Here is a 21,455-nt window from a genome sequence, read left to right as displayed (position 1 = left end):
AAATGATCGTTTTAGGAAGTACATCGGAAGTAGCACAGGCTTTTGTAGAAGAAGCATTGCAGAAGGGAGAAAAGTTTGAGAAAATCTATCTTTTCACCTCCAGCAAAGAAACGACAGAAAGATTTGCAAGACATATTGATGTGAAATTTCTTCAGCAGGCAGAAGTGATAGAGCTTGATTTAATGAAAGAAATTGATTACACAAAATTTGAAAGTATTAACTCAAATTTGTTATTTTGCGCAACTGGATATTTGGGCGACGGAACAGAAGAAGGTTTGTATGACAATAAAAATACGGAGAGAATTATTGATATTAATTACGCCAAATTAGTCCCTGTGATGAATCATTTTGCTCAGAAATTCGAGAGCAGAAGATCTGGGACAATCATTGGTTTGTCTTCTGTAGCGGGAGATCGCGGAAGACAGAGCAATTTTATTTACGGAAGTGCAAAAGCAGCTTTTACAGCTTATTTAAGTGGATTGAGAAATTATCTTTTTGATAAAAAAGTTCATGTTATGACTGTAAAACCGGGATTTATGGCAACTAAAATGACGGAAGGTTTACCATTAAATCCAAAATTGACAGCAACCCCGAAACAGGCTGCAACTTGTATTTTCAAAGCTTATAAAAAGCAGAAAAATGTAGCATATGTTTTGCCGATTTGGGGAATTATTATGATGATTATTAGGAATATTCCTGAATTTATATTTAAAAAATTAAAGCTTTAAAATATTTTTGCAACCTTTGCATTAATTAAAAATTTAGATAAAAACGGAAATGAAAAAATTGTATTGTTTTGATTTCGACGGAACTCTGACTTATAAGGATACCATGTTTATGTATCTTAAATTCTATGATCCAATAAAATTCCAGATACAGTTTTTGAGACATGTGCCGCTTTTTGTTTTATTAAAATTAAAGCTTGCCGAAACCGAAAAGGTAAAGAAAAGTTTCATCGGTTCTATTCTGAAGGGACAAACTCAGGAGAAAATTGAAAAAAAATCTAAACAGTTTTTTGAAGAACATTACCCTAAAATTGTCAGGGAAAATGCACTGGACTTTATTCAAAATATAGATAGAGATAATACGAAGAGTCTATTGGTAACTGCGTCTCTAGATATTTGGGCAAAACCTTTTGCCGAAGCTTTTAAAATGCAGCTAGTTTCTACGAAAGCCGAGTTCCAGAACGGAGTTTTTACAGGAAATTTCATCGGAAAAAACTGTAACGGAAAGGAAAAATTAGTCCGGATACAAGCTGAAATTAATGATCATAAGTACGATAAAATCATAGCTTTCGGAGATACTTCAGGAGATAAGCCGATGCTGAAATGGGCAAATGAAGGTCATTATCAATTTTTTCACTAATTTTGAGAAGTAAAAATGTAAGAATTAAATGATGCTTTGATTTTTGAAGTATCAGTTTATTTTATTCATTTTTGCACATATTACATATTCCGTAGAAACTAATATATTCAAAGTAAAAATGAATAAAATATACTTAGATAACGCTGCAACAACACCGCTTTCAGACGAAGTTATTGATGCTATGGTAGGAACCATGAAAATGAATTTCGGGAATCCTTCTTCAACGCACAGCTTCGGACAGGAGGCAAAAATTCTTATTGAAAATGTAAGAAGACAGGTGGCAGATTATCTTCACGTGACACCCGCTGAAATTATTTTCACCTCTTGCGGGACAGAATCAAATAATATGATCATCAAATCCAGTGTAGAACATCTTGGAGTTGAAAGAATCATCAGTTCTCCTTTGGAGCACAAATGTGTTTCTGAAAGTATTTTGGATATGAAATCTCGAAAAGGAGTAGAGGTAAACTATATCCGTCCAAACGAAAAAGGAGATATTGATCTTGATAAATTAGAAGAATTATTAAAGGCTTCCGACAAGAAAACATTGGTAAGTTTAATGCATGCCAATAACGAGATCGGAAATCTTATAGATATTAAAAAAGTTGCAGAACTTTGCAAGGCAAACAATGCACTTTTCCATTCAGATACGGTACAGACAATGGCTCATATGAACTTGGATTTCTCCGATATTCAGGTTGATTTTGCGTCTTGCAGTGCTCATAAATTCCATGGACCGAAAGGTGTTGGTTTTGCTTTCATCAGAAAATCAAGCGGATTGAAAGGAATTATCACAGGAGGACCTCAGGAAAGAAGCTTAAGAGCTGGAACTGAAAATGTTGCAGGAATTGTAGGGTTAGGAAAAGCATTGGAACTTTCTCTTAAAAACCTTGAAACTTACACAAATCACATGCAGGATATCAAAAGCTATGCTGCAGAAAGGCTTACGGCAGAGATTCCGGGAATTAAATTCAACGGCAGAAGCTCTGAGAAGGAAAACAGTCTTTACACGGTTTTAAGTGCCTTATTGCCATATAAAAACCCTTTGATAGGACTTCAGTTAGATATGAAAGGAATTGCTATTTCTCAAGGGAGCGCATGTTCTTCGGGAGCTTCAAAACCTTCAATGGTGATGATGATGGTTTTATCTGAAGATGAAATGGATCATTGTACACCACTTCGTATTTCGTTCAGTCATTTAACAACAAAAGAGGATATCGATGCTTTGGTAACGGCTTTGAAAGAAATTTCAAAAGATTTCGTTATAGAAAATACAAATGTTGAGCATAGATAGTCTTATTACTCAAAAAGCGTAATTTTGAATATCCAAATTAAGGATAATCATTAAAGAATAATATTAATTTAAATAAAAGAAACAAAATGGCTTTAGAAATTACAGATAGCTCATTTCAGGAGGTTTTAAAATCAGACAAACCAGTATTAGTAGACTTTTGGGCAGTATGGTGCGGACCATGTAGAACTTTGGGACCAATCATCGAAGAAGTAGCAAACGATTTCGAAGGAAAAGCAGTAGTTGGTAAAGTAGATGTAGACAACAATCAGGAAATTTCTATGCAGTATGGTATTAGAAATATCCCTACAGTTCTAATTTTTAAGGGCGGAGAGGTTGTTGATAAAATTGTTGGAGTAGCTCCGAAAGAAGTGATCGCTGAAAAATTAAGCGCTCACTTATAAAAATAATAAATTTGATAATGAATGCTTTCCATCTTTGGAAGGCATTTTTTTTGAAATTAATTTGCAGGTGACGAAAAAAGTTGTACTTTTGCAATCACAAAAAAGAAACGAGTTCTTCCAAACTAGGAAACAACAATAAAAATTTGATCCGGTAGTTCAGCTGGTTAGAATGCCGCCCTGTCACGGCGGAGGTCGCGGGTTCGAGTCCCGTCCGGATCGCAAAAGTTTTCTCAATTTACTTTTAAAATAAAATTGATCCGGTAGTTCAGCTGGTTAGAATGCCGCCCTGTCACGGCGGAGGTCGCGGGTTCGAGTCCCGTCCGGATCGCAAAAGTTTTCTCAATTTACTTTTAAAATAAAATTGATCCGGTAGTTCAGCTGGTTAGAATGCCGCCCTGTCACGGCGGAGGTCGCGGGTTCGAGTCCCGTCCGGATCGCAACTATGGTAATGGTACAGATGTGGAGTTTTTAATTAACTTCATTGATTATCAATACTCTACAAAGATATAATAAAAAAAACGATGTACTATAGGTCATCGTTTTTTATTTTTGCCGACTAAAAAAGCAAAATAGCGACTCCGGAATACATTAGTCCAAAAGCTGATGGTTCAGATGTGGAGTTACTAATTTACTTTAAATCATTATGAATAAACGGCGAAATCAATGTATTCACTGTAATTACAGCTACTGTATCAAGGCAGGAATAACATCACAAAATAAACAGCGCTATCAGTGCAAAAAATGTAAAAAGAAGTTCATTGGGAACTATTCTTATCGTGCATATCACAAAAGTACTAATCATAATATTCAACAGCTGATAAAAGAAGGAGTTGGTATTAGAGGTATTAGCAGATTACTTGATGTCAGCAAAACAACTGTACTTAAAAAGATTTTAAAGATTGCTTCTAAAGTTGTTAAGCCACCAATTCCTAAGAATATTACAGTCGAAATTGATGAGTTAAAAACATACACTCAAAGTAAAACCAATGAACGGTGGGTAGTTGCGGCTTATTGCAGGGAAACAAAGAAAGTAATTGATTATAAGCTTGGTAGAAGAACAACCAAAACGATAAAATGTATTACAGATACTTTGCTTTTTGCAAATCCAAAAAAGATATACAGTGATCGCTTAAATATCTATCCTAAATTAATTCCAAAGCATCTTCATAGTACTAAAAGAAGAGAAACCAATCATATTGAACGGAAATTCCTTGATTTACGCACTCACATAAAGCGACTGGGAAGGAAAAGTATCAATAAAGCTCAAAGAGATAAATATACAGACGCTATATTGAAAATCTATTTTTGGGGAATTTCTCTTAATAAAAATAAGGAATCTAAGAGTTTGTCTTATCTGAATTAGGTAGCACTATTGATTTAGTTAAGGTGGCAATATACTCTAATATAAAAACTTATAATTTTACATTAGAGTATATTATTGACCTGTTTTTTTAATCATTTTCTAATTCAAACTTCTGTATTCATTGGGAGTGACACCGGTTCTTTGCTTGAAGAGCCTAATAAAATGCTGTGGATACTTGAATCCTAACTCATAAGCAATTTGACTGATGGATTTATCAACATGAAAAATTCTTTCTTTTGCAACATCAATAATCTTATTTTGGATAAACTCTTGTGCTGTTTTTCCTGTTTCTTTCTTTATCAAATCTCCAAAATAATTGGCTGAAAAATGCAGTTCATCCGCACAGTAAGCAACAGATGGAAGTCCAATCGAGTTTGGCTTTTCAGAAGAAAAATAGCCGTTGAGTAATTCTTCAAATTTTTCTAATGTTCCTTTATTGACATTTTCGCGCGTAATAAACTGGCGGTCGTAGAAACGTTCACAATGACTGAGAAAAAGCTCGATGTTGGAGGTAATAACTTTCTTGCTGTGTTTATCCACAGGTCGATTAAGTTCAAACTGAATATTAGCGAACATTTCCAACACCATTTGTTGTTCTTTTTTGGAAAGATGAAGTGCTTCATTGGTTTGATAGTCAAAAAAACCGTAATCTGAAATACTTTTAGCGAGGGGAGTTCCTTTAATCAAGTCTGGATGAAAGACCAATCCGTGTCCCAATGGTTGGTAGATATCGACTTTATTTTCTACATCAACAACCTGTCCCGGAGAAACAAATACCAATGTTCCTTCCTGATAATCGTAAGTTGCTCGGCCATATTTTAAATCACCACATTTTACATCCTTTAGAAAAATGCAGTACAAATTAAAGTACATTTTAGAACCTGTTCTTTTATGCGCTTTTGAAAAATCTATCACACTTACCAAAGGATGAAGTGTCTCGTGATTATTGAATTTATTATAATCATCGACGGTCTCAAAATAGATGGACTGATTCATAACGGTATCATTTTGTAATGCAAATCTAAATATAAAAACGACCTCTTTTTTATCTTCTGTCCCGAAACAGTAATATTGGTTATCAATTCCGTAATCTATCTACCATTATACATATCAATAGGTTGGAAATTTGCAATAACAAGTTGATTAACAAATTTTACTTCTTTGTGAAGCAATAATAATTTAAATAAAAAAAATGAAAAAAGTAATATTAAACAACGGCGTAGAAATGCCGATTTTAGGATTTGGAGTATTTCAAGTAGCAGATTTGGCAGAATGTGAAAAGGCAGTAGTAGAAGCTATTGAAACAGGCTGCCGATTGATTGACACAGCAGCATCTTATGGAAATGAGGAGGCAGTAGGAAACGCAATTAAAAGAAGCGGTATTGCCAGAGAAGAACTTTTTATAACGACAAAGCTTTGGGTTCAGGATGCAGGATATGAAAATACTTTAAAGGCTTTCGAAAAATCGCTGAAAAAACTTCAATTAGAATATTTGGATTTATACCTTATTCATCAACCTTATGGAGATGTATTCGGTTCTTGGAAAGCAATGCAGGAATTGTATAATGCAGGAAAAATAAGAGCAATAGGAGTTTCAAATTTCCACCCCGACAGAATTGCAGATTTGATTGCTAACGGTGGATTTACACCGGCAGTCAATCAAGTAGAAACACATCCATTTCATCAACAAACAGAAACTCAAAAATTCTTAACTGAAAATAATGTTCAGATAGAATCCTGGGGACCTTTCGCAGAGGGAAAGAATGATATTTTTAATAATGAGGTTTTAAAATCAATAGCAGAAAAATATAACAAATCGGTGGCTCAGGTTATTTTGAATTGGCTGACGAACAGAAATGTAATTGTTATTCCAAAATCTGTAAGAAAAGAAAGAATGGCTGAGAATTTCGACATTTTCGATTTTGAGCTTTCTTCTGAAGATATGGATGCTATCGCAACTTTAGATACTGCTTCCAGCTTATTTTTCGACCATAGAGACCCCAATATGGTAAAATGGCTTAGCGAAAGAAAATTAGATTTATAATTCTATTAATCAATAAAAACCAAATAAAATGAACAGAAGAGATATTTTGAAAACTGCAGGTCTTGTAGCAGTGGGAGGCGCATTAATGCCTTTTGATTCTTTGTTAAAGGGAGCCGTTCCAACAAATGATAAATTAACTGAAAACGAAAACCAGACAGGTCTTTTGAGTGGTCGCAGAAAACTAGGGAAATCTCTGGAAGTTTCTTCCGTTGGATTAGGCGTTCAGAATATGAGCAGAACCTATCAGACAACTATCCCGAACCGAAAACAGATGCACAATATCATTCAGAAAGCATTTGATAATGGGGTAACTTTATTTGATACGGCAGAAGCTTATGGACCTTTTGAGTGCGAAAAGATTTTAGGAGAAGCAACATCTTCTTTTAGAGATAAAATTGTCATTGAAACAAAATTCGGCTGGAACATCGATCAGCAGACTGGAGCTCGTTTACCGGGATTAAACAGTAAACCGGACCATATCAAATTGGTGGTCGAAGGAATTTTAAAACGTCTCAAAACCGACAGAATTGATTTGTTGTTTCAGCATCGTGTTGACCCTGAAGTTCCAATCGAAGATGTTGTGGGAGCAATAGAGGATTTAATAAAACAAGGAAAAGTTCTTCATTACGGACTTTCAGAACCGGGCGTTGAAACCGTAAGACGCGCACACAAAATTCATCCTGTAGCAGCGATTCAAAATGAATATTCGTTGTTGTGGAGAGGACCGGAGCAAAAGATATTGCCACTTTGTGAAGAATTGGGTATCGGTTTTGTGGCTTGGAGTCCGCTTGGAGTAGGTTTTACGACGGGTGCAATTGATGCGAACACAAGATTTGCTCAAGGAGATATTCGAGGAGGAGAAACCCGCTTTTCTCCTGAAAATATTACTAAAAACCTAGCAATGGTAGAAGTTCTTAAGAATTGGGCTGAAAAGAAAAATGCTACACCAGGACAGATTTCATTGGCTTGGTTACTTCATCAAAAACCTTGGGTAGTACCCATTCCGGGAACAACGCAAATGGAACATATGCTTGAAAATGCAGGAGCAGATAATATTAAGTTTTCCGGCACTGAATTTCAGGAATTAAGCAAAGAATTGAATGCTATTAAAATTGCTGGAGATAGATTACCGCCATTTGTTCAACAGTTTTCAGATGTGGAAGCGCCATTAAAAACAAAATAAAATTTAGTGAAAATGGAAAAAAGAATATTAGGAAATAATAGATTAGAAGTTTCCGCATTGGGATTAGGATGTATGGGCTTAAGTTTTGGTTATGGAAAAGTGACTGAAAAACAAGAAGCCATTCGATTGATAAGAGCCGCATTTGAAAATGGTGTAACTTTTTTTGATACCGCTGAATGTTACGGACCGTTTACTAATGAGGAATTAGTAGGTGAAGCATTGAAACCATTCAGAAAAGATGTTGTGATTGCAACGAAATTCGGGTTTGAGGATGGGGATTCTACAAAAGGTCTGGACAGTAGCCCTGCAAGAATCAGAAAAGTAGTTGAAGATTCTTTGAGAAGATTGCAGACCGATTACATCGATTTATTTTACCAGCATAGAGTTGACCCCAATGTGCCGATTGAAGATGTTGCAGGAACTGTTAAGGATTTAATTTCTGAAGGGAAAGTGAAGCACTTTGGTCTTTCGGAAGCCGGCGTGGAAACTATTCGCAAAGCACACGCAGTACAATCGGTAACTGCATTACAAAGTGAATATTCTTTATTTTATCGTGAACCGGAAAAAGAAATCATTCCGACATTGGAAGAACTTGGAATCGGTTTTGTACCTTTTAGTCCATTAGGTAAAGGTTTTTTAACGGGAGCGATTAATGAAGAAACAAAATTTGAAGACTCAGATTTTAGAAATATCGTCCCTCGATTTTCAGAAGAAAACAGAAAGGCAAATCAGGCTTTAGTAGATTTGGTAAAATCAATCGCAACAAAGAAAGAAGCTACGCCTGCTCAGATTGCTTTGGCTTGGCTTTTGGCTCAAAAACCTTTCATCGCACCGATTCCTGGAACTACTAAACTAAATCGTTTAAACGAAAATATTGGTGGAGCTGATTTGAAACTGACTTCTCAGGATTTATCTGAAATCGAAGAGGCTCTTTCTGCAATTAAAGTTGTTGGAGAAAGATATCCACAGCATTTAAAAGAGAGAGTAGGGAAGTAGAATCCCAATATATAATCTCTAAAATAAAATTTTACAATCAAATACCATCACTATGAAAAATCTAATTCTTAGCCTTTTTTTAATTCTTGTAAATATGAATCTATTATCTGCACAAAACTCAGCAAATCCTATTGAACAGGAAATTATCAATCTATCCAAACAAAAATGGCAATGGATGGCTGACAAAAAATCAGAAGAACTCGCTGATTTATTTGATGCCAAGTCTATGTTTGTTCATATGGGTGGCGCTTGGGGAAAAGAGCAGGAATTAAATATCATTAAAAGTGGAGGTATTTGGTACAAAAAAGCAGACATCCACGATGTTTCTGTAAAATTGATAGGAAACACGGCAATTCTTTTAAACCGAATTACATTACTGGCGGTAGTCGGCGGAAATGAAGTTACGAATCCCTTTATGGTAACAGAAGTTTACATCAAAGAGAATGAAAAATGGAAATTGGGTTCATTGTCTTTTACCAAATTAATGACATCCGAAAAATAAAAATATGAAAGTTAGAATTTTAAAACAAATCGCACTCGTCGGGTTATTGTTTCTCAATACGATAAATATTCAAGCTCAAAAAACTCAAAGGCAACCTTTAATGATTGCTGAGCAGGGAAGTTTTGCCGTGGGTGGAACAGTAATTACCAATCCCGGAACATTTAATCCTTCCAAACCTACTGCGGAAGGACAAACCTATCACGGCGACCACGCCTATGTTTTCTACCAAATTCCTGTAAAGCCTCATAAATATCCTTTGGTAATGTGGCACGGAATCGGGCAGTTTTCTAAAACCTGGGAAACAACACCGGACGGAAGAGAAGGCTACCAAAATATTTTCTTGCGAAGAAATTTCCCGGTTTACATCATTGACCAACCCAGACGCGGAAATGCAGGAAGGAGTACAGTTTCTTCAAAAATTGACCCCGTTCCCGATGAGCAGCAGTGGTTCAATGTTTTTCGTGTAGGATTATGGCCGAAATATTACGACAATGTACAGTTTGCACGTGATTCGGCTACACTTAATCAGTATTTCCGTTCGATGACTCCAAATCTTGGGACGATTGATATTAATGTGACAACAGATGCTGCTTCTGCTTTATTTAGTAAAATAGGTCCTGCAATTTTGGTTACTCACTCACATTCTGGTGGAATGGGTTGGATAACGGCTATCAAAAATCAGAATGTGAAAGCCATTGTTTCATACGAACCCGGAAGCGGATTTTTATTTCCTGAAGGAGAAGCGCCAAAACCAATTGCAAGTTCTGCTGGAGCTTTAGAAGCTTCAACTGTGCCAATGCAAGATTTTATGAAGCTGACTAAAATCCCAATTGTGATTTATTACGGAGATAATATCCCAGAAAAACAGTCTGAAAATTCAGGCGCAGACGGATGGAGAGCCCGTTTGGAAATGGCGAGATTATGGCGGGATGTTGTTAATAGATATGGTGGGGATGTAACTGTTGTCCATCTTCCGGAAGTTGGTCTCAAAGGAAATACACATTTTCCATTTTCAGATTTGAATAATATAGAAGTAGCTGATTTGATGTCGAAATGGTTGAAAGAGAAAAAATTGGATAAGTAACATTGGTTGCATTATCCGTAATCTGTCTACCGATTTTAAAATGCTATTTCCTGAACTTTGTAATAACAAAATAAGAGATATGAAAAAGTTGAAAAATTATAGTGTATGGTTTTGTGCAGTACTTCTCCTATTGTCATCTTGTTCTAAAGCTCAGGAATCAATGTCCGAAAAAAAGGAAATATCTAAAGACAAAAATGTATTGATTGTTTATCTATCGAGAACAAAAAATACAAAAACAGTTGCAGCAATCATTCATCAAAATGTTGGTGGAACTTTAGTAGAACTGGAATTACAAAATCCTTATCCTGAAAATTATAAGTCAATCGTTGAGCAGGTTGCCAAAGAAAATGAAGCCAATTTTTTGCCTCCGCTTAAAACAAAGATTGAGGATATAGAAAAATATGATGTTATCTTTTTAGGATTTCCCACTTGGGGAATGCAATTGCCTCCACCTATGAAAAGTTTTTTAAGCAAGAATGATTTTAAAGGAAAAACAATTATTCCATTTAATACCAATGCAGGTTACGGAATCGGAAGCAGTTTTGAAACAGTGAAAAAATTAGCTCCAAATAATAAAGTATTGGAAGGATTTACTATAAAAGGAGGAATAGAACGTGACGGAATTTTATTCGTAATGGACGGAAAGAAGAAAGTTGAAGCGGAAAAGAAAGTAAAAGAATGGCTGACTAAAATCGGAATATCGAAATAAAGCCATTGAATTAATCTTTAAAAGTAAAATAATGAAACAATTGAAGTATTTCGTTCTAATTATCCAGATAATAAGTATTTCGCTTTTTGTAACTAATATGAAAGCACAACAATTGCCAACACAAAGCAATGGCTTGAGTGAAAAAGATAAAAGTACCATTGCCATTTCTTCGTTTACAGCACAAGGTAAACTACAGGAATTAAAAGGTAGCTTAAATTCCGGACTTGATGCAGGATTGACCATTAATGAAATAAAAGAAATTTTGGTTCAAACGTATGCTTATTGTGGTTTTCCAAGAAGCATCAGAGGGTTACAAACTTTTATGGAAGTTCTTGATGAAAGAAAGGTAAAAGGCATTAAGGATGTCGTTGGAAAAGAAGCTTCAACAATAGAAAATAACAAAAGTAAGTATGAACGAGGAAAGGAAATTCTTGGTGAACTTACCCAAACAAAACAACCAGACAAACTTTCGGGTTATTCAGCATTTGCAACGGCAATAGATACATTTCTAAAGGAACATCTGTTCGCCGATATTTTTGAGAGAGATGTTTTGACTTATGCTCAAAGAGAATTGGTGACGATTTCTGTAATCAGCGCCATTGGTGATGCAGAACCAATGTTGCAATCTCATTTAGGTATTTCTTTAAAGGTTGGATGGAAGCCAGAGCAATTGACTGAATTTGTTTCTGTTGTAAGCTCTACAATTAATAAAGAAAAATCAAGTGCAGTTAAAACAGTTTTAAATGAGGTTTTAAAAAATAATCCTAATCCCAAATAAACTGCAAAAAATTGAAAAATGAAAAAGATAATAATGTCAGTAACAGCATTAATCATACTTGCGGTCAGCTCAGGTATTAATGCCCAAACAAAAAAAACAAAAATGGAAAAAATAGAAGTTATCAAACGTAACAACCCTTTCGGATTGGTTTACGATGATGCAATCACAGAAAATATAGAAGGAAAAGTAAATATCCATCCTGTAACTTACAAATTAAATGGAATTGATATAGCAGCCAATGTTTACACACCTGCAAATTATAACCCTTCAAAAAAATATGCTACCATAACAGTTGCGCACCCCAATGGCGGTGTTAAAGAACAAACTGCAGGACTTTACGCACAACGACTAGCAGAAGCGGGGTATATCACTATTGCTGCAGATGCTTCATATCAAGGTGCAAGTGGAGGAGAACCCCGTCATACCGATAAACCTGTTTATAGAACAGAAGACATTCACGGGATGGCAGATTTTATTTCTCAATATCCCGGAGTTGATACCAATCGAATCGGTGCATTCGGAATTTGTGGTGGCGGAGGCTATACTTTGAAAGCTACTCAGTCAGATAAAAGATTTAAAGCGGTTGCTACTTTAAGTATGTTCAATTCAGGTGAAGTTAGACGTAATGGATTTATGAATTCAGGATTGAATACTATTCAAGAACGCTTAAAACAAGCTTCTGATGCAAGAGCACAGGAAGCCGCAGGTGGTAAAATAATATATTCCGGTGTGGCAAGCATTACCGATGAAGAAATCCAGAAAACCAGTACTGACCTTTATCGTGAAGGATATATTTATTATTACAGAACCAATGCGCATCCAAATTCGACTTTTTTATATCCGACTAGTAATTTATTAGATTTAATGACTTGGGACGCCGCAGACAATATGGATTTGATTAATCAGCCTTTATTGATGATAGCAGGAAGCAAAGCCGATACGAAATATATGACGGATGAAGCTTTTCCGAAAGCAGTTAATACAAAAGATAAAGAACTGTTCATTATAGACGGTGCAACACATATTCAAACTTATTGGAGACCTGAATATGTAGAAAAAGCTGTTAAAAAACTGACTGAATTTTTCGGGAAAAATCTTTAAAAAATTTAGAAATGAAAATTTTAATACTAGGAGCAGCAGGACAAATCGGAAGAATGCTGACGAAAGATTTGCTGGAGCAAACCGACAACGAGTTGGTATTGTTTGCCCGAAATGCATCACAAAGATTAAACATCAAATCTGAAAAAATTACTATGATAAGTGGTGATTTTACCGACTATGAATTATTGGTCAGTACAATGAAAAATGTCGATGCCATTTATCTGAATGATATGAACAGCAGAGAAGGTGTTGAGACTATTGCCAAAGCAATGAAAGAATCGGGAACTAAAAGAATAATTCTTGCTTCTATCCTTGGAATTTATGATGAAGTTCCCGGAGCTTTCGGAAAATGGAATACAAGAATGGTTGGCGCAACCGGTATTCAAAGCCATAAAGAAGCGACAGCTTTATTCGAAATTCCGGAATTTGATTATACAATTCTAAGGCTTACTTGGTTGTATAATCAGGCGGGAAACAGCAATTATCATCTTACATACAAAGGTGAGCCGTTTGAAGGAGCACAGGTAACAAGACAGGCTGTTTCACAATTGATTACGGATATTCTGCAAGATGAAAGTGGTCAGTTTCTAAAAACAAGTATTGGCGTTAGCGAACCTGATACCAATTGGGATAAACCCTCTTTTTATTAATACTAAAAATAAAATATGAAATCTATAGTTATTTCACTTTTGTCAGTACTAATGGTATCAAGCTGCTGTACAAAATCTAATACGGCTATCGGTAGATCAGATATTTTTCCTAAAGGAGAAAAGGTGACCAACAATAACTTTACAGGTTCTGTTTGGCTACAGATGTTGGGTCAGAATGAGAAATCATTGAATACAAATGTGGGTAACGTAACTTTTGAACCGAAAGCCAGAACCAAATGGCATCTTCATCCGGGAGGGCAGATTCTTTTGGTTACTGATGGCATTGGATATTATCAGGAAAAAGGTTATCCAAAAAAAATATTACGTAAAGGTGATGTTGTAAAATGTCCGCCAAATGTAGAGCATTGGCACGGCGCAAGTCCGGAGAGTCAGATGGTGCACGTAGCAATTTCAGATAATGACAAAGGGGCAGTTGTATGGTTACAGCCAGTCACGGACGAGGAATATTATAAATAATTAAAACCAATCCAAAATAAAGTTTATGAAAACCAAAATTCAACTATTTTCAGTAGCGGTGGCTATGTTAAGTTTTGTAGCTTGTTCTAAAGATGATATTGCGGATGAACAAGATCCTGTAAACCAAAATCCGGCAACAGGAGCACCAGTAGAAACAGGTCAAGCAAATACGAATTATGCACCAGCATTTGTCGGGCAAACCAGAGTAAATAGTGTGCAAACCACAACACCTTACCAGAGTACAATTCTCAATTCATCATTATCTGCGCCGTGGGGTATTGTAGCTCTTCCGGATGGTCGTTTTCTCGTAACAGAAAAAGTAGGTAATATGCGGATTTTAACTTCAACAGGAACAGCTAGTGCACCAATTACTGGATTCCCAACTGTTAATAATTCCGGACAGGGTGGGTTGCTGGATGTCTGTGTAGATCCTAACTTTTCTACAAACCGTATGGTTTATTGGACCTATGTTAGAAACGTCACGGGAGGAACTGCTATTGCGGTGGGAAAAGGCAGGCTTTCAAATAATGAAACAGTGATCGAAAATCCTGTCGTTATTTATGCTTCAACTACGCCGGCAAGTCCTACAAGTAACTATGGTTCCCGCCTAATGTTCGACTCGACAGGAAATCTGTTGGTGACATTTGGTGATCGTTTCTCAGATAATGTTAGAATAGAAGCTCAATTCGCCAGCAGTAGTATTGGTAAAGTTATACGCATTGATACCAATGGAAATGCAGCTGCTGGAAATCCTGTGATTTCACAACCAGGAGCACGTCCTGAAGTATTTACTATGGGACATAGAAATTCTCAGGGCTTAGCCATTCATCCTGTTACTGGTGATATTTGGGAGTGTGAGCACGGTCCAAGAGGAGGAGATGAACTTAACAGACTTCAACCTGGAGCCAATTACGGATGGCCGGTTATCAGTTATGGAATCGAATATAGTGGTCAACCAGTTGGAGGAGGAATTCAGCAACAAAACGGGATGCAGCAGCCTGTATATTACTGGGATCCCGTTGTATCTCCAAGTGGGATGACTTTTTATGCAGGTAATAAAGTTCCAGAATGGCAAAATAATCTTTTCCTGTGCTCCCTTACTCAAACTCATATCATCAGATTAGTTATCCAGAATAATCAGGTGACAGGCGAAGAAAGATTGTTAGTAGGAGAAGGTCAAAGATTTAGAGATATTATTCAAGGCGCTGATAATGCATTATATGCGATAACTGATGCCGGAAGATTTTATCGTATAGATAGGCAATAGAAAATAAATAATTGAATAATAGCCGTTTACCGTTGTTTAAATTAGGTTTAAAATTCACATTTTTTGGCATTAAAGCTTGAATAATGTGGTTATAAAAACTGAGCGTCGGTAAATTATTTGAAAACAGCTTCAAAATAATTTGAAGCTGTTTTTTATGTTATAGAATTTCAATTTTTACTGTTAAGTAATTCTGTCGGAGAATAACCATACTGTTTCTTAAATGCATACGAAAAATGAGAAAGATTTTCAAAGCCTGTCTCATAATAAATCTCAACAGGTCTTCTTTTTTTTTCGCTTAATTGATAATGAGCCAGCTCAAGACGTTTTTGAGTAAGCCATTTCTGAGGAGTGGTTTGAAAAGCCGTTTTAAAATCTTTTTTAAAGGTTGTAAGGCTTCTTCCCGTTAGATAACCAAATTTTTCAATGGGCATATTGAACATAAAATTCTTCTCCATAAAATCGGCGAGATTTATTTTACCGGGTTTAGAAAAATCAGACAAGATACTATCAATACTTTGATCAATTGTGCGAAGAATGGTAAGTGCTTCTTCAATTTTCAAAGCAGATAATTTTTCAGGAAGTTCTGTTTCCAAATCAAAATAGGGAAGTAGTGACGTGAAGAAACTTTCCAGTAAAGGATGTTTTTCAAAAGAAAGAATTCTGTGCTTATTTTGTTCTGTACATTTAATAGGATTTTTTGTATAAAACCTTTTCAGCCTGTCTTCAGTCAGTGTCATCACTACAGATTTATATGATCTTCCGTCTTTAGGGTATTTGATGATTGTGCTCAATTGATTCCGGGGAAACAACAACATATCTCCGGGTCCAAAACTAAAAGTGCTATCTGCCTGAATGATTTTCATTTCACCGGATATGATCTTGACAAAAGAATGATCTTCCAAAACAATTTCGTTCTTGAAGTATTTTTCTTCTATGCACGATAGCACAATCTCAGCATAATTATTTCGTTGTTGTTGCGTCATACCTTTATATCTCAAATGTACAAAAAACCTGTCAGAGTAACATTTTCTAAATTGTCCTGACAGGTTTTAAATATGAATTATCCTTTATTAAAAGCGTGTTTTGTTTTACAGATAAGATTAAATATTAAACTCTACTCCGGTAAGTTTTTCGCTAATTGTCCATAGTCTTTTTGCCGTTGCTTCATCGAGAGCATAAGCAGCAACACCGGATAATTTTTCAATATCATTCATTCGTTCAGAAAAATGTTCGTGATTTTCATTGGCAATTTTATCAATTTCAGCAATGTCGGTATTTTCACAGTACACACCTCCGATTTCATTTAGCTTGCCGCTCGTCGCTGCCCAAACAGTTGTCGAAGCGCCTTGAGCAAGTGTTTTTAATCCTTTGGAAGCATCTCTAATAACATTACCATCTTTATCATACACTCCTAAACCGGATAATTCTTCGGAAGTCAAATGTCTTTTTAAATCTGTTTCCACTATTGCACCTGGATGAAGTGAATAAGATCTGACACCAAAACTCTTGCCTCTGTTGTCTAATTCCAATGAGAAGAGGATATTGGCTGTTTTCGACTGACCATAACCTAATAAAGTCTGATACTCCCGGTTTTCAAAATTGGGATCCTCAAAATTGAACATTGAAAAATGATGACCCCAAGAGGAAACATTGATTACTCTTGCACCATTGGCATCAACTAATGCTTTCCAAAGCCTTGCAGTAAGCTGAAAATGTCCGAGATGATTGGTAGAAAGCTGACTTTCATAGCCACGGCTATCTCTTTGCAAAGGCACCCACATAATGCCTGCATTATTAATCAGAAGATGCAATGGTCTTTTAGACGAAAGAAATTTTTCGGTAAAAGAATCGATTGATGCCGGATCCATCAAATCCATTCTTTCGAGTTCTACATTGGGAATTCCTTCAAGATTTTTACTTGCTTTTTCAACATTTCTTGCTGGAACGATGACAGTTGCCCCAGCGGATGCCAATGCCTTTACTGTTTCCAATCCGATTCCTGCATAACCTCCCGTTACAATAGCGGTTTTACCATTAAGATTGATACCCTCAATAACTTCTGTTGAGGTTGAAGCTGCGTTGAATCCTGAATTTACTGATTTCTGAAACGTACCCTGATAATTGTTCTGTGTCATTTTAAACTTGTTTTTTATTGAAACAAATTTATAATCCTAAATAAGTAAAAATTTTGTTCAGAAGTCTTATTTTACTTTGTTTATAGGTCGCAATTATTAAGTTGACAATATACTTAAATGTACAAGACTTATTTTTACACTGAAAAATCAATTTTACTTTTTTATGTATTATAAAGTTGATTGTAAAACAAATAGTATTTTATTGATTAGGTACATACGAGTATATAGTTGCCTATAAATTATTACAAAAGTAAAAGTCTATTATTCTGACATTGATAAAATACTGGCAGATATCCATTAATTGGAGAGATAAATATTTATTAAAAAATATTTATTCAGAATTCTTTATTGACTTAAATTTGAATGAACTATTAGATATACCTCAATACAATTAAATTATAAAAAATGGCAAAACAAATTTTCATCAATCTCGCAGTAAAAGACGTGGAAAAGTCTCAGGCTTTTTATACTGCTTTAGGCTTTTCTAATAATCCTCAATTTTCTGATGATACGGGAAAATGTATGGTTTGGAGTGACAATATTTTCGTAATGCTTTTATCGTACGAAAAATTCTCAAGCTTTGTAACCAAGCCCATTGCAGACACCAAGTCAAGCGTAGCGGGAATTTTCTCAATGTCGACGGAAAGTCTAGAAGAAGTCAACACGATTATGGAAAGCGGAATAAAAGCAGGCGGAACAGAACCCAATGAAATGCGCGATTACGGCTTTATGGTACAACGCACCATCGAAGATTTCGACGGACACACTTGGGAAGTTTTCTATATGGATATGTCTAAATTCCCAACGGAGTAGTATATCAACTATTAAACGGACAAATGGAATTACCGTTATGAAGTATAAGAAATAAGTATTGATGTATGAAATAGATGTTATTAATGGTGAAAAATATGAATTTATTAATATGAAAACTTCTTTGAAAAATTTTATAAATATCTGTGAAGAAACAATTAATTTATATCTTCCTTCTCGGTAAAAGAATATTAAACTACTGAAATTAAAAATACATTGACGATGAGGTTTCCTGTCTAAAAACTGGGGTTAAAAATGTAACTACCAATGCACATCTTCGAAGCATTTGTGGTAATAAATTTATGGTTACTATATACTTAAATGTATCAGACTTATTTTTACACTGAAAAATCAATTTTACTTCTTTATATATTATGAAATTGATTGTAAAACAAATAGTATTTTATTGATTAGGTACATACAAGTATATAGTTGCCATTTTTAGGTGACAATATACTTGAATGTACCAAATTGTAATTTTATGAAAAAAAATAATTTTGCTAATTATTGATAAATAGATTCAGATGCATAGTAGGCATAAAAATCCACCAAATGTCCTAATTTAGCATTTACATTAAAATTTTTTCAATGGCTAAGACAATTTCGGATGCTGATTTATCAAGTGCAGGAGATGACTTTCATATATTATGGACTATTAAGAAATCTTTGGAATTATTAAATTTTAACAATCAAAGTTTAAAGGCTATTACAATTGAAGGATTTGAGAAGAATTTATCTAAAACGATAGATCCATTTGGAGAAAAATTCTTAGGGATTGATTTAACAGAGTATTTTGGAGGAAGTGATTTTGAAAGTGCGGATTCAATTACGATCTCTCAGTTAAAATATAGTACAAGAAGAGTGGAAGAAAATTTCACTTTTTCTAAACTTTATGAGGGGAAAAAATCAAATTCCTATGAAGGGTCAATTATTCATAGGTTAGCAACGATATTTAAAACATTTATAGATCAATTTGGAAGAGAGAAGATAATTAAGAAAATAAAAATCAAATTAATAAGCAATAGAAATATCAATGCTTCCCATTTAAAGCAAATTGCTCAAATCCAAGATTATTTAGTAAGCAATAAAAGATCGATAAGTTTTAATGCTGTTTTGAATGAGTTCCCGGAGATTTCAAAAGATCCTTTTTCTAAATTAAAAAAAGCATCAAGACTTAACTTAAATGAATTTACTGATTTTATAAGATTATTAGATTTTGAAGATTGTGGAACAAATTCAAGGCAATTACTGAAATTTGAACTTATTAATTCTATAGCTAGTGCAAGTATAAAATCTCAAAACCAATTCAATTCTTTATTCCAAATGATTTGGAGTAAAATGATGCCTGAAAAACGTGAAGAAAGAACACTGACCTTCATAGATGTAGTTGCTAATTTTGGATTTAGTAGTATTGAAAACTTATTTCCAGTTACCCAAAATTTTGAAAATAGTTCTAACGCAATTCATAGAGAACAATTAAGTGATATCATATCAATCATAGAAAACAATACTTCTTATTTGCCAATCTGCATCCACGGAGGAGCAGGAATAGGAAAGTCTACGATTACACATCAAATAAAAAATAGTTTACCTGAATATTCTGAATGTATTTTATTTGATTGTTATGGAGCAGGAAAATATCAAACCCCTGAAGATAAGAGACATCTTCACAGAAACGCGATACTTCAGTTAGCAAACGAATTAGCAAAAAAAGTAGGAACAGAATTTTTACTTTTACAAAATGAATCGGATGACATTTATTTAAAAGAACTTATAAAAAGAATCCGAGATGGTGTTGCTATTTTAAGAAGTAGAAATCCAAGTGCTTCTTTAGTGTTTATAATCGATGCCGCAGATAATAGTGTTACAGCAGCAAAAAATAATGGTGAAAAAAGTTTTATTGAAGATCTGGTAAATATTGAAATTCCAAGTGGTTGTCATATTATTGTAACATCAAGGAGTTATAGAAAAGAATCTCTTAATCTGCCCAATAATTATACCGATGTTGAATTAAAACCATTTAGCTTTGAGGAAACAACATTATTTGCAAAAAAAATTTTTCCACATATTACTGGCGAAGAGATTGCAGAGTTTCATAAATATACCAAAGGAATCCCAAGAGTACAGTTTTATTCCTTAAATCTGAAAACTCAGGGAATAAGTGAAATCATAAACTATCTAAAACCAAATGGAAAAGTTGTAGGGGATTTAATACTTGATAAAATTGATCAAGCTGTAAGTAGAATTGGAAAAGATAAAAAACCTTTAGTAGAACAGTTTTTTAAATTGCTGATATCATTGCCAAGACCTGTACCTATTGGTTATTTATCCGAAATAATGAAAGTTGAGATAGATTTTCTAAAAGATTTATCTTCTGATATTTGGAATGGGTTGATTTTAGAAGACGATTTATTTAGCTTCAGAGATGAGGATTTTGAAAATTATATTGGGGAGACGTATCATGCTACCTTGGAAGAATTACAAGAAATTACTAAAATATTTATAATTAAATCTGAAACTGACGAATATGCTGCAACTAATCTAGGAAGTCTTTTATTTAATGCTGAATACAAACAAGAGCTTTTGGATATTGTTCTAAATAGAAAATTATTACTGTTCCCAAAAGACCCGATTAGAAATAAAGAAGTTTACATAAATAGAGCAAAATTAGCTTTAAAAATAAGTTACGACCTTCAGGATAATTTAACGTATTTCAAGTTATTGTTTATTGTAGCTGAAGAATTAAAAACAGACAAGGCCTTATCCAACTTACTTATAACCTATCCTGACTTAGTCTCTAGATTTGGAGATGAAGTGTCTTTGTCCAGACTTAAATTAAACTCAGACGAAAAACCGTGGGCAGGAGCATTTCATTTAAAATTGGCAGGAATATATTCACGTAAACCTGAAACCAAAGAGATTGCATTAAAACATTTAAAAACAGCCGATGAGTGGTTAAATTGGAGACGCAATAAAAAAAATGAAGAGTTAATGATTATCCCATTAACAGTCTTGATATTGCCTACGAAGTAGAAACTGTCTTAAGAATATCTGGTGTACGTAAAGCAATTAGAGCAATAAATAGATGGAAGCCAAAAGAAATCAGACTGTCGGCAGGTAATTATTTAGTAGAAAATCTGATTAGTTTTTCTACAAAAGAAAATATTGGTGAGTGGTTGCAATATCCAAGTTTTAGGACGGATGTTAAAATATTTATTATTTGTAAGTTGTTTCAATATAACCAACCAATCAATTTTGACTTAAATCTTATTACCAATCACTTATTAAATATCCTA

The 21,455-nt window shown here is 34.6% G+C and carries 21 protein-coding genes and 3 tRNA genes; 21 read left to right on the top strand and 3 right to left on the bottom strand.

Translation table 11 applies throughout. From position 1 onward, the window contains the following. Nucleotides 1–2: 2 nt before the first annotated feature. The 8 genes from ABD940_RS17380 (at nt 3) to ABD940_RS17345 (ending at nt 4,423) form a co-directional block, all read left to right on the top strand. Nucleotides 3–728, top strand: coding sequence for an SDR family NAD(P)-dependent oxidoreductase (locus tag ABD940_RS17380; RefSeq protein ID WP_345206809.1), 726 nt, complete (start codon nt 3–5; stop codon nt 726–728). A gap of 49 nt (nt 729–777) precedes the next feature. Beyond that, nucleotides 778–1,365 carry an HAD family hydrolase gene (locus ABD940_RS17375; protein ID WP_345206807.1) on the top strand — a complete coding sequence of 196 codons (588 nt, stop codon included), beginning with the start codon at nt 778–780 and terminating at the stop codon, nt 1,363–1,365. Nucleotides 1,366–1,483: 118 nt separating this feature from the next. Then, a complete protein-coding gene (locus tag ABD940_RS17370) occupies nt 1,484–2,659 on the top strand; it encodes a cysteine desulfurase family protein (RefSeq protein ID WP_345206805.1) in 1,176 nt (391 codons plus the stop codon). 62 nt (nt 2,660–2,721) lie between these two features. Continuing rightward, a complete protein-coding gene (gene trxA / locus ABD940_RS17365) occupies nt 2,722–3,060 on the top strand; it encodes a thioredoxin (RefSeq protein ID WP_345207048.1) in 339 nt (112 codons plus the stop codon). A 145-nt stretch (nt 3,061–3,205) separates the two neighbouring features. Then, nucleotides 3,206–3,279: transfer RNA gene (locus ABD940_RS17360), tRNA-Asp, on the top strand. Nucleotides 3,280–3,314: 35 nt separating this feature from the next. Continuing rightward, nucleotides 3,315–3,388: transfer RNA gene (locus tag ABD940_RS17355), tRNA-Asp, on the top strand. 35 nt (nt 3,389–3,423) lie between these two features. Next, nucleotides 3,424–3,497 (top strand) — tRNA-Asp (locus ABD940_RS17350). Nucleotides 3,498–3,703: 206 nt separating this feature from the next. Next, nucleotides 3,704–4,423, top strand: a complete 720-nt coding sequence (locus ABD940_RS17345; protein WP_345206803.1) for an IS1 family transposase — start codon at nt 3,704–3,706, stop codon at nt 4,421–4,423. 99 nt (nt 4,424–4,522) lie between these two features. Here the strand turns inward: ABD940_RS17345 and ABD940_RS17340 are convergent, their stop codons facing one another. Then, the gene (locus tag ABD940_RS17340) at nt 4,523–5,419 is read right to left on the bottom strand and encodes a helix-turn-helix domain-containing protein (protein ID WP_345206801.1); all 897 of its coding nucleotides are present in this window, start codon (nt 5,417–5,419) and stop codon (nt 4,523–4,525) included. Nucleotides 5,420–5,615: 196 nt separating this feature from the next. Here ABD940_RS17340 and ABD940_RS17335 point away from each other — a divergent pair, with 196 nt between their 5' ends. The 11 genes from ABD940_RS17335 to ABD940_RS17285 all read left to right on the top strand — a co-directional run bounded on the left by ABD940_RS17335 (nt 5,616) and on the right by ABD940_RS17285 (nt 15,214). Further along, nucleotides 5,616–6,467, top strand: coding sequence for an aldo/keto reductase (locus ABD940_RS17335; RefSeq protein WP_345206799.1), 852 nt, complete (start codon nt 5,616–5,618; stop codon nt 6,465–6,467). A 28-nt stretch (nt 6,468–6,495) separates the two neighbouring features. Next, nucleotides 6,496–7,650 carry an aldo/keto reductase gene (locus ABD940_RS17330; RefSeq protein WP_345206797.1) on the top strand — a complete coding sequence of 385 codons (1,155 nt, stop codon included), beginning with the start codon at nt 6,496–6,498 and terminating at the stop codon, nt 7,648–7,650. A 12-nt stretch (nt 7,651–7,662) separates the two neighbouring features. Continuing rightward, a complete protein-coding gene (locus ABD940_RS17325; RefSeq protein ID WP_345206795.1) occupies nt 7,663–8,646 on the top strand; it encodes an aldo/keto reductase in 984 nt (327 codons plus the stop codon). A 52-nt stretch (nt 8,647–8,698) separates the two neighbouring features. Further along, entirely contained in the window at nt 8,699–9,148 is a 450-nt protein-coding gene (locus tag ABD940_RS17320; RefSeq protein WP_345206793.1) for a nuclear transport factor 2 family protein, read from the top strand. Between the two features lie 4 nt (nt 9,149–9,152). Beyond that, a complete protein-coding gene (locus ABD940_RS17315) occupies nt 9,153–10,232 on the top strand; it encodes an alpha/beta hydrolase (protein ID WP_345206791.1) in 1,080 nt (359 codons plus the stop codon). A 79-nt stretch (nt 10,233–10,311) separates the two neighbouring features. Further along, complete coding sequence (locus ABD940_RS17310) at nt 10,312–10,941, top strand: flavodoxin (protein WP_345206789.1); 630 nt, start codon at nt 10,312–10,314, stop codon at nt 10,939–10,941. A gap of 31 nt (nt 10,942–10,972) precedes the next feature. Continuing rightward, the gene (locus ABD940_RS17305; RefSeq protein ID WP_345206787.1) at nt 10,973–11,719 is read left to right on the top strand and encodes a carboxymuconolactone decarboxylase family protein; all 747 of its coding nucleotides are present in this window, start codon (nt 10,973–10,975) and stop codon (nt 11,717–11,719) included. 102 nt (nt 11,720–11,821) lie between these two features. Continuing rightward, a complete protein-coding gene (locus ABD940_RS17300; protein ID WP_345206785.1) occupies nt 11,822–12,820 on the top strand; it encodes an alpha/beta hydrolase in 999 nt (332 codons plus the stop codon). 11 nt (nt 12,821–12,831) lie between these two features. Next, nucleotides 12,832–13,470: an NAD(P)H-binding protein gene (locus ABD940_RS17295; protein WP_345206783.1), complete on the top strand. Its 639-nt coding sequence runs from the start codon at nt 12,832–12,834 to the stop codon at nt 13,468–13,470. 15 nt (nt 13,471–13,485) lie between these two features. Beyond that, nucleotides 13,486–13,947, top strand: a complete 462-nt coding sequence (locus ABD940_RS17290) for a (R)-mandelonitrile lyase (RefSeq protein ID WP_345206781.1) — start codon at nt 13,486–13,488, stop codon at nt 13,945–13,947. 64 nt (nt 13,948–14,011) lie between these two features. After that, on the top strand, nt 14,012–15,214 hold the full coding sequence (locus ABD940_RS17285; protein ID WP_345206779.1) for a PQQ-dependent sugar dehydrogenase: 1,203 nt from the start codon (nt 14,012–14,014) through the stop codon (nt 15,212–15,214). A 167-nt stretch (nt 15,215–15,381) separates the two neighbouring features. Here the strand turns inward: ABD940_RS17285 and ABD940_RS17280 are convergent, their stop codons facing one another. Together ABD940_RS17280 and ABD940_RS17275 are read right to left on the bottom strand one after the other, a co-directional pair. Continuing rightward, on the bottom strand, nt 15,382–16,197 hold the full coding sequence (locus ABD940_RS17280; protein WP_345206776.1) for an AraC family transcriptional regulator: 816 nt from the start codon (nt 16,195–16,197) through the stop codon (nt 15,382–15,384). Between the two features lie 117 nt (nt 16,198–16,314). Then, a complete protein-coding gene (locus ABD940_RS17275) occupies nt 16,315–17,349 on the bottom strand; it encodes an SDR family NAD(P)-dependent oxidoreductase (protein ID WP_345206774.1) in 1,035 nt (344 codons plus the stop codon). Between the two features lie 405 nt (nt 17,350–17,754). On the opposite strand from ABD940_RS17275, the gene ABD940_RS17270 reads away from it, so the two are divergent. Further along, nucleotides 17,755–18,162: a VOC family protein gene (locus ABD940_RS17270; RefSeq protein ID WP_345206772.1), complete on the top strand. Its 408-nt coding sequence runs from the start codon at nt 17,755–17,757 to the stop codon at nt 18,160–18,162. A gap of 585 nt (nt 18,163–18,747) precedes the next feature. Continuing rightward, nucleotides 18,748–21,192 (top strand): P-loop domain-containing protein, encoded by a 2,445-nt coding sequence (locus ABD940_RS17265; protein ID WP_345206770.1) that lies wholly within the window; start codon nt 18,748–18,750, stop codon nt 21,190–21,192. Nucleotides 21,193–21,455: the final 263 nt, after the last annotated feature.

This window comes from Chryseobacterium ginsengisoli (assembly GCF_039542325.1).
GTDB lineage: Bacteria > Bacteroidota > Bacteroidia > Flavobacteriales > Weeksellaceae > Chryseobacterium > Chryseobacterium ginsengisoli.
The sequence above is the reverse complement of the archived record's forward strand: the minus strand, read 5'-3'. Positions and strand labels throughout refer to the sequence as shown.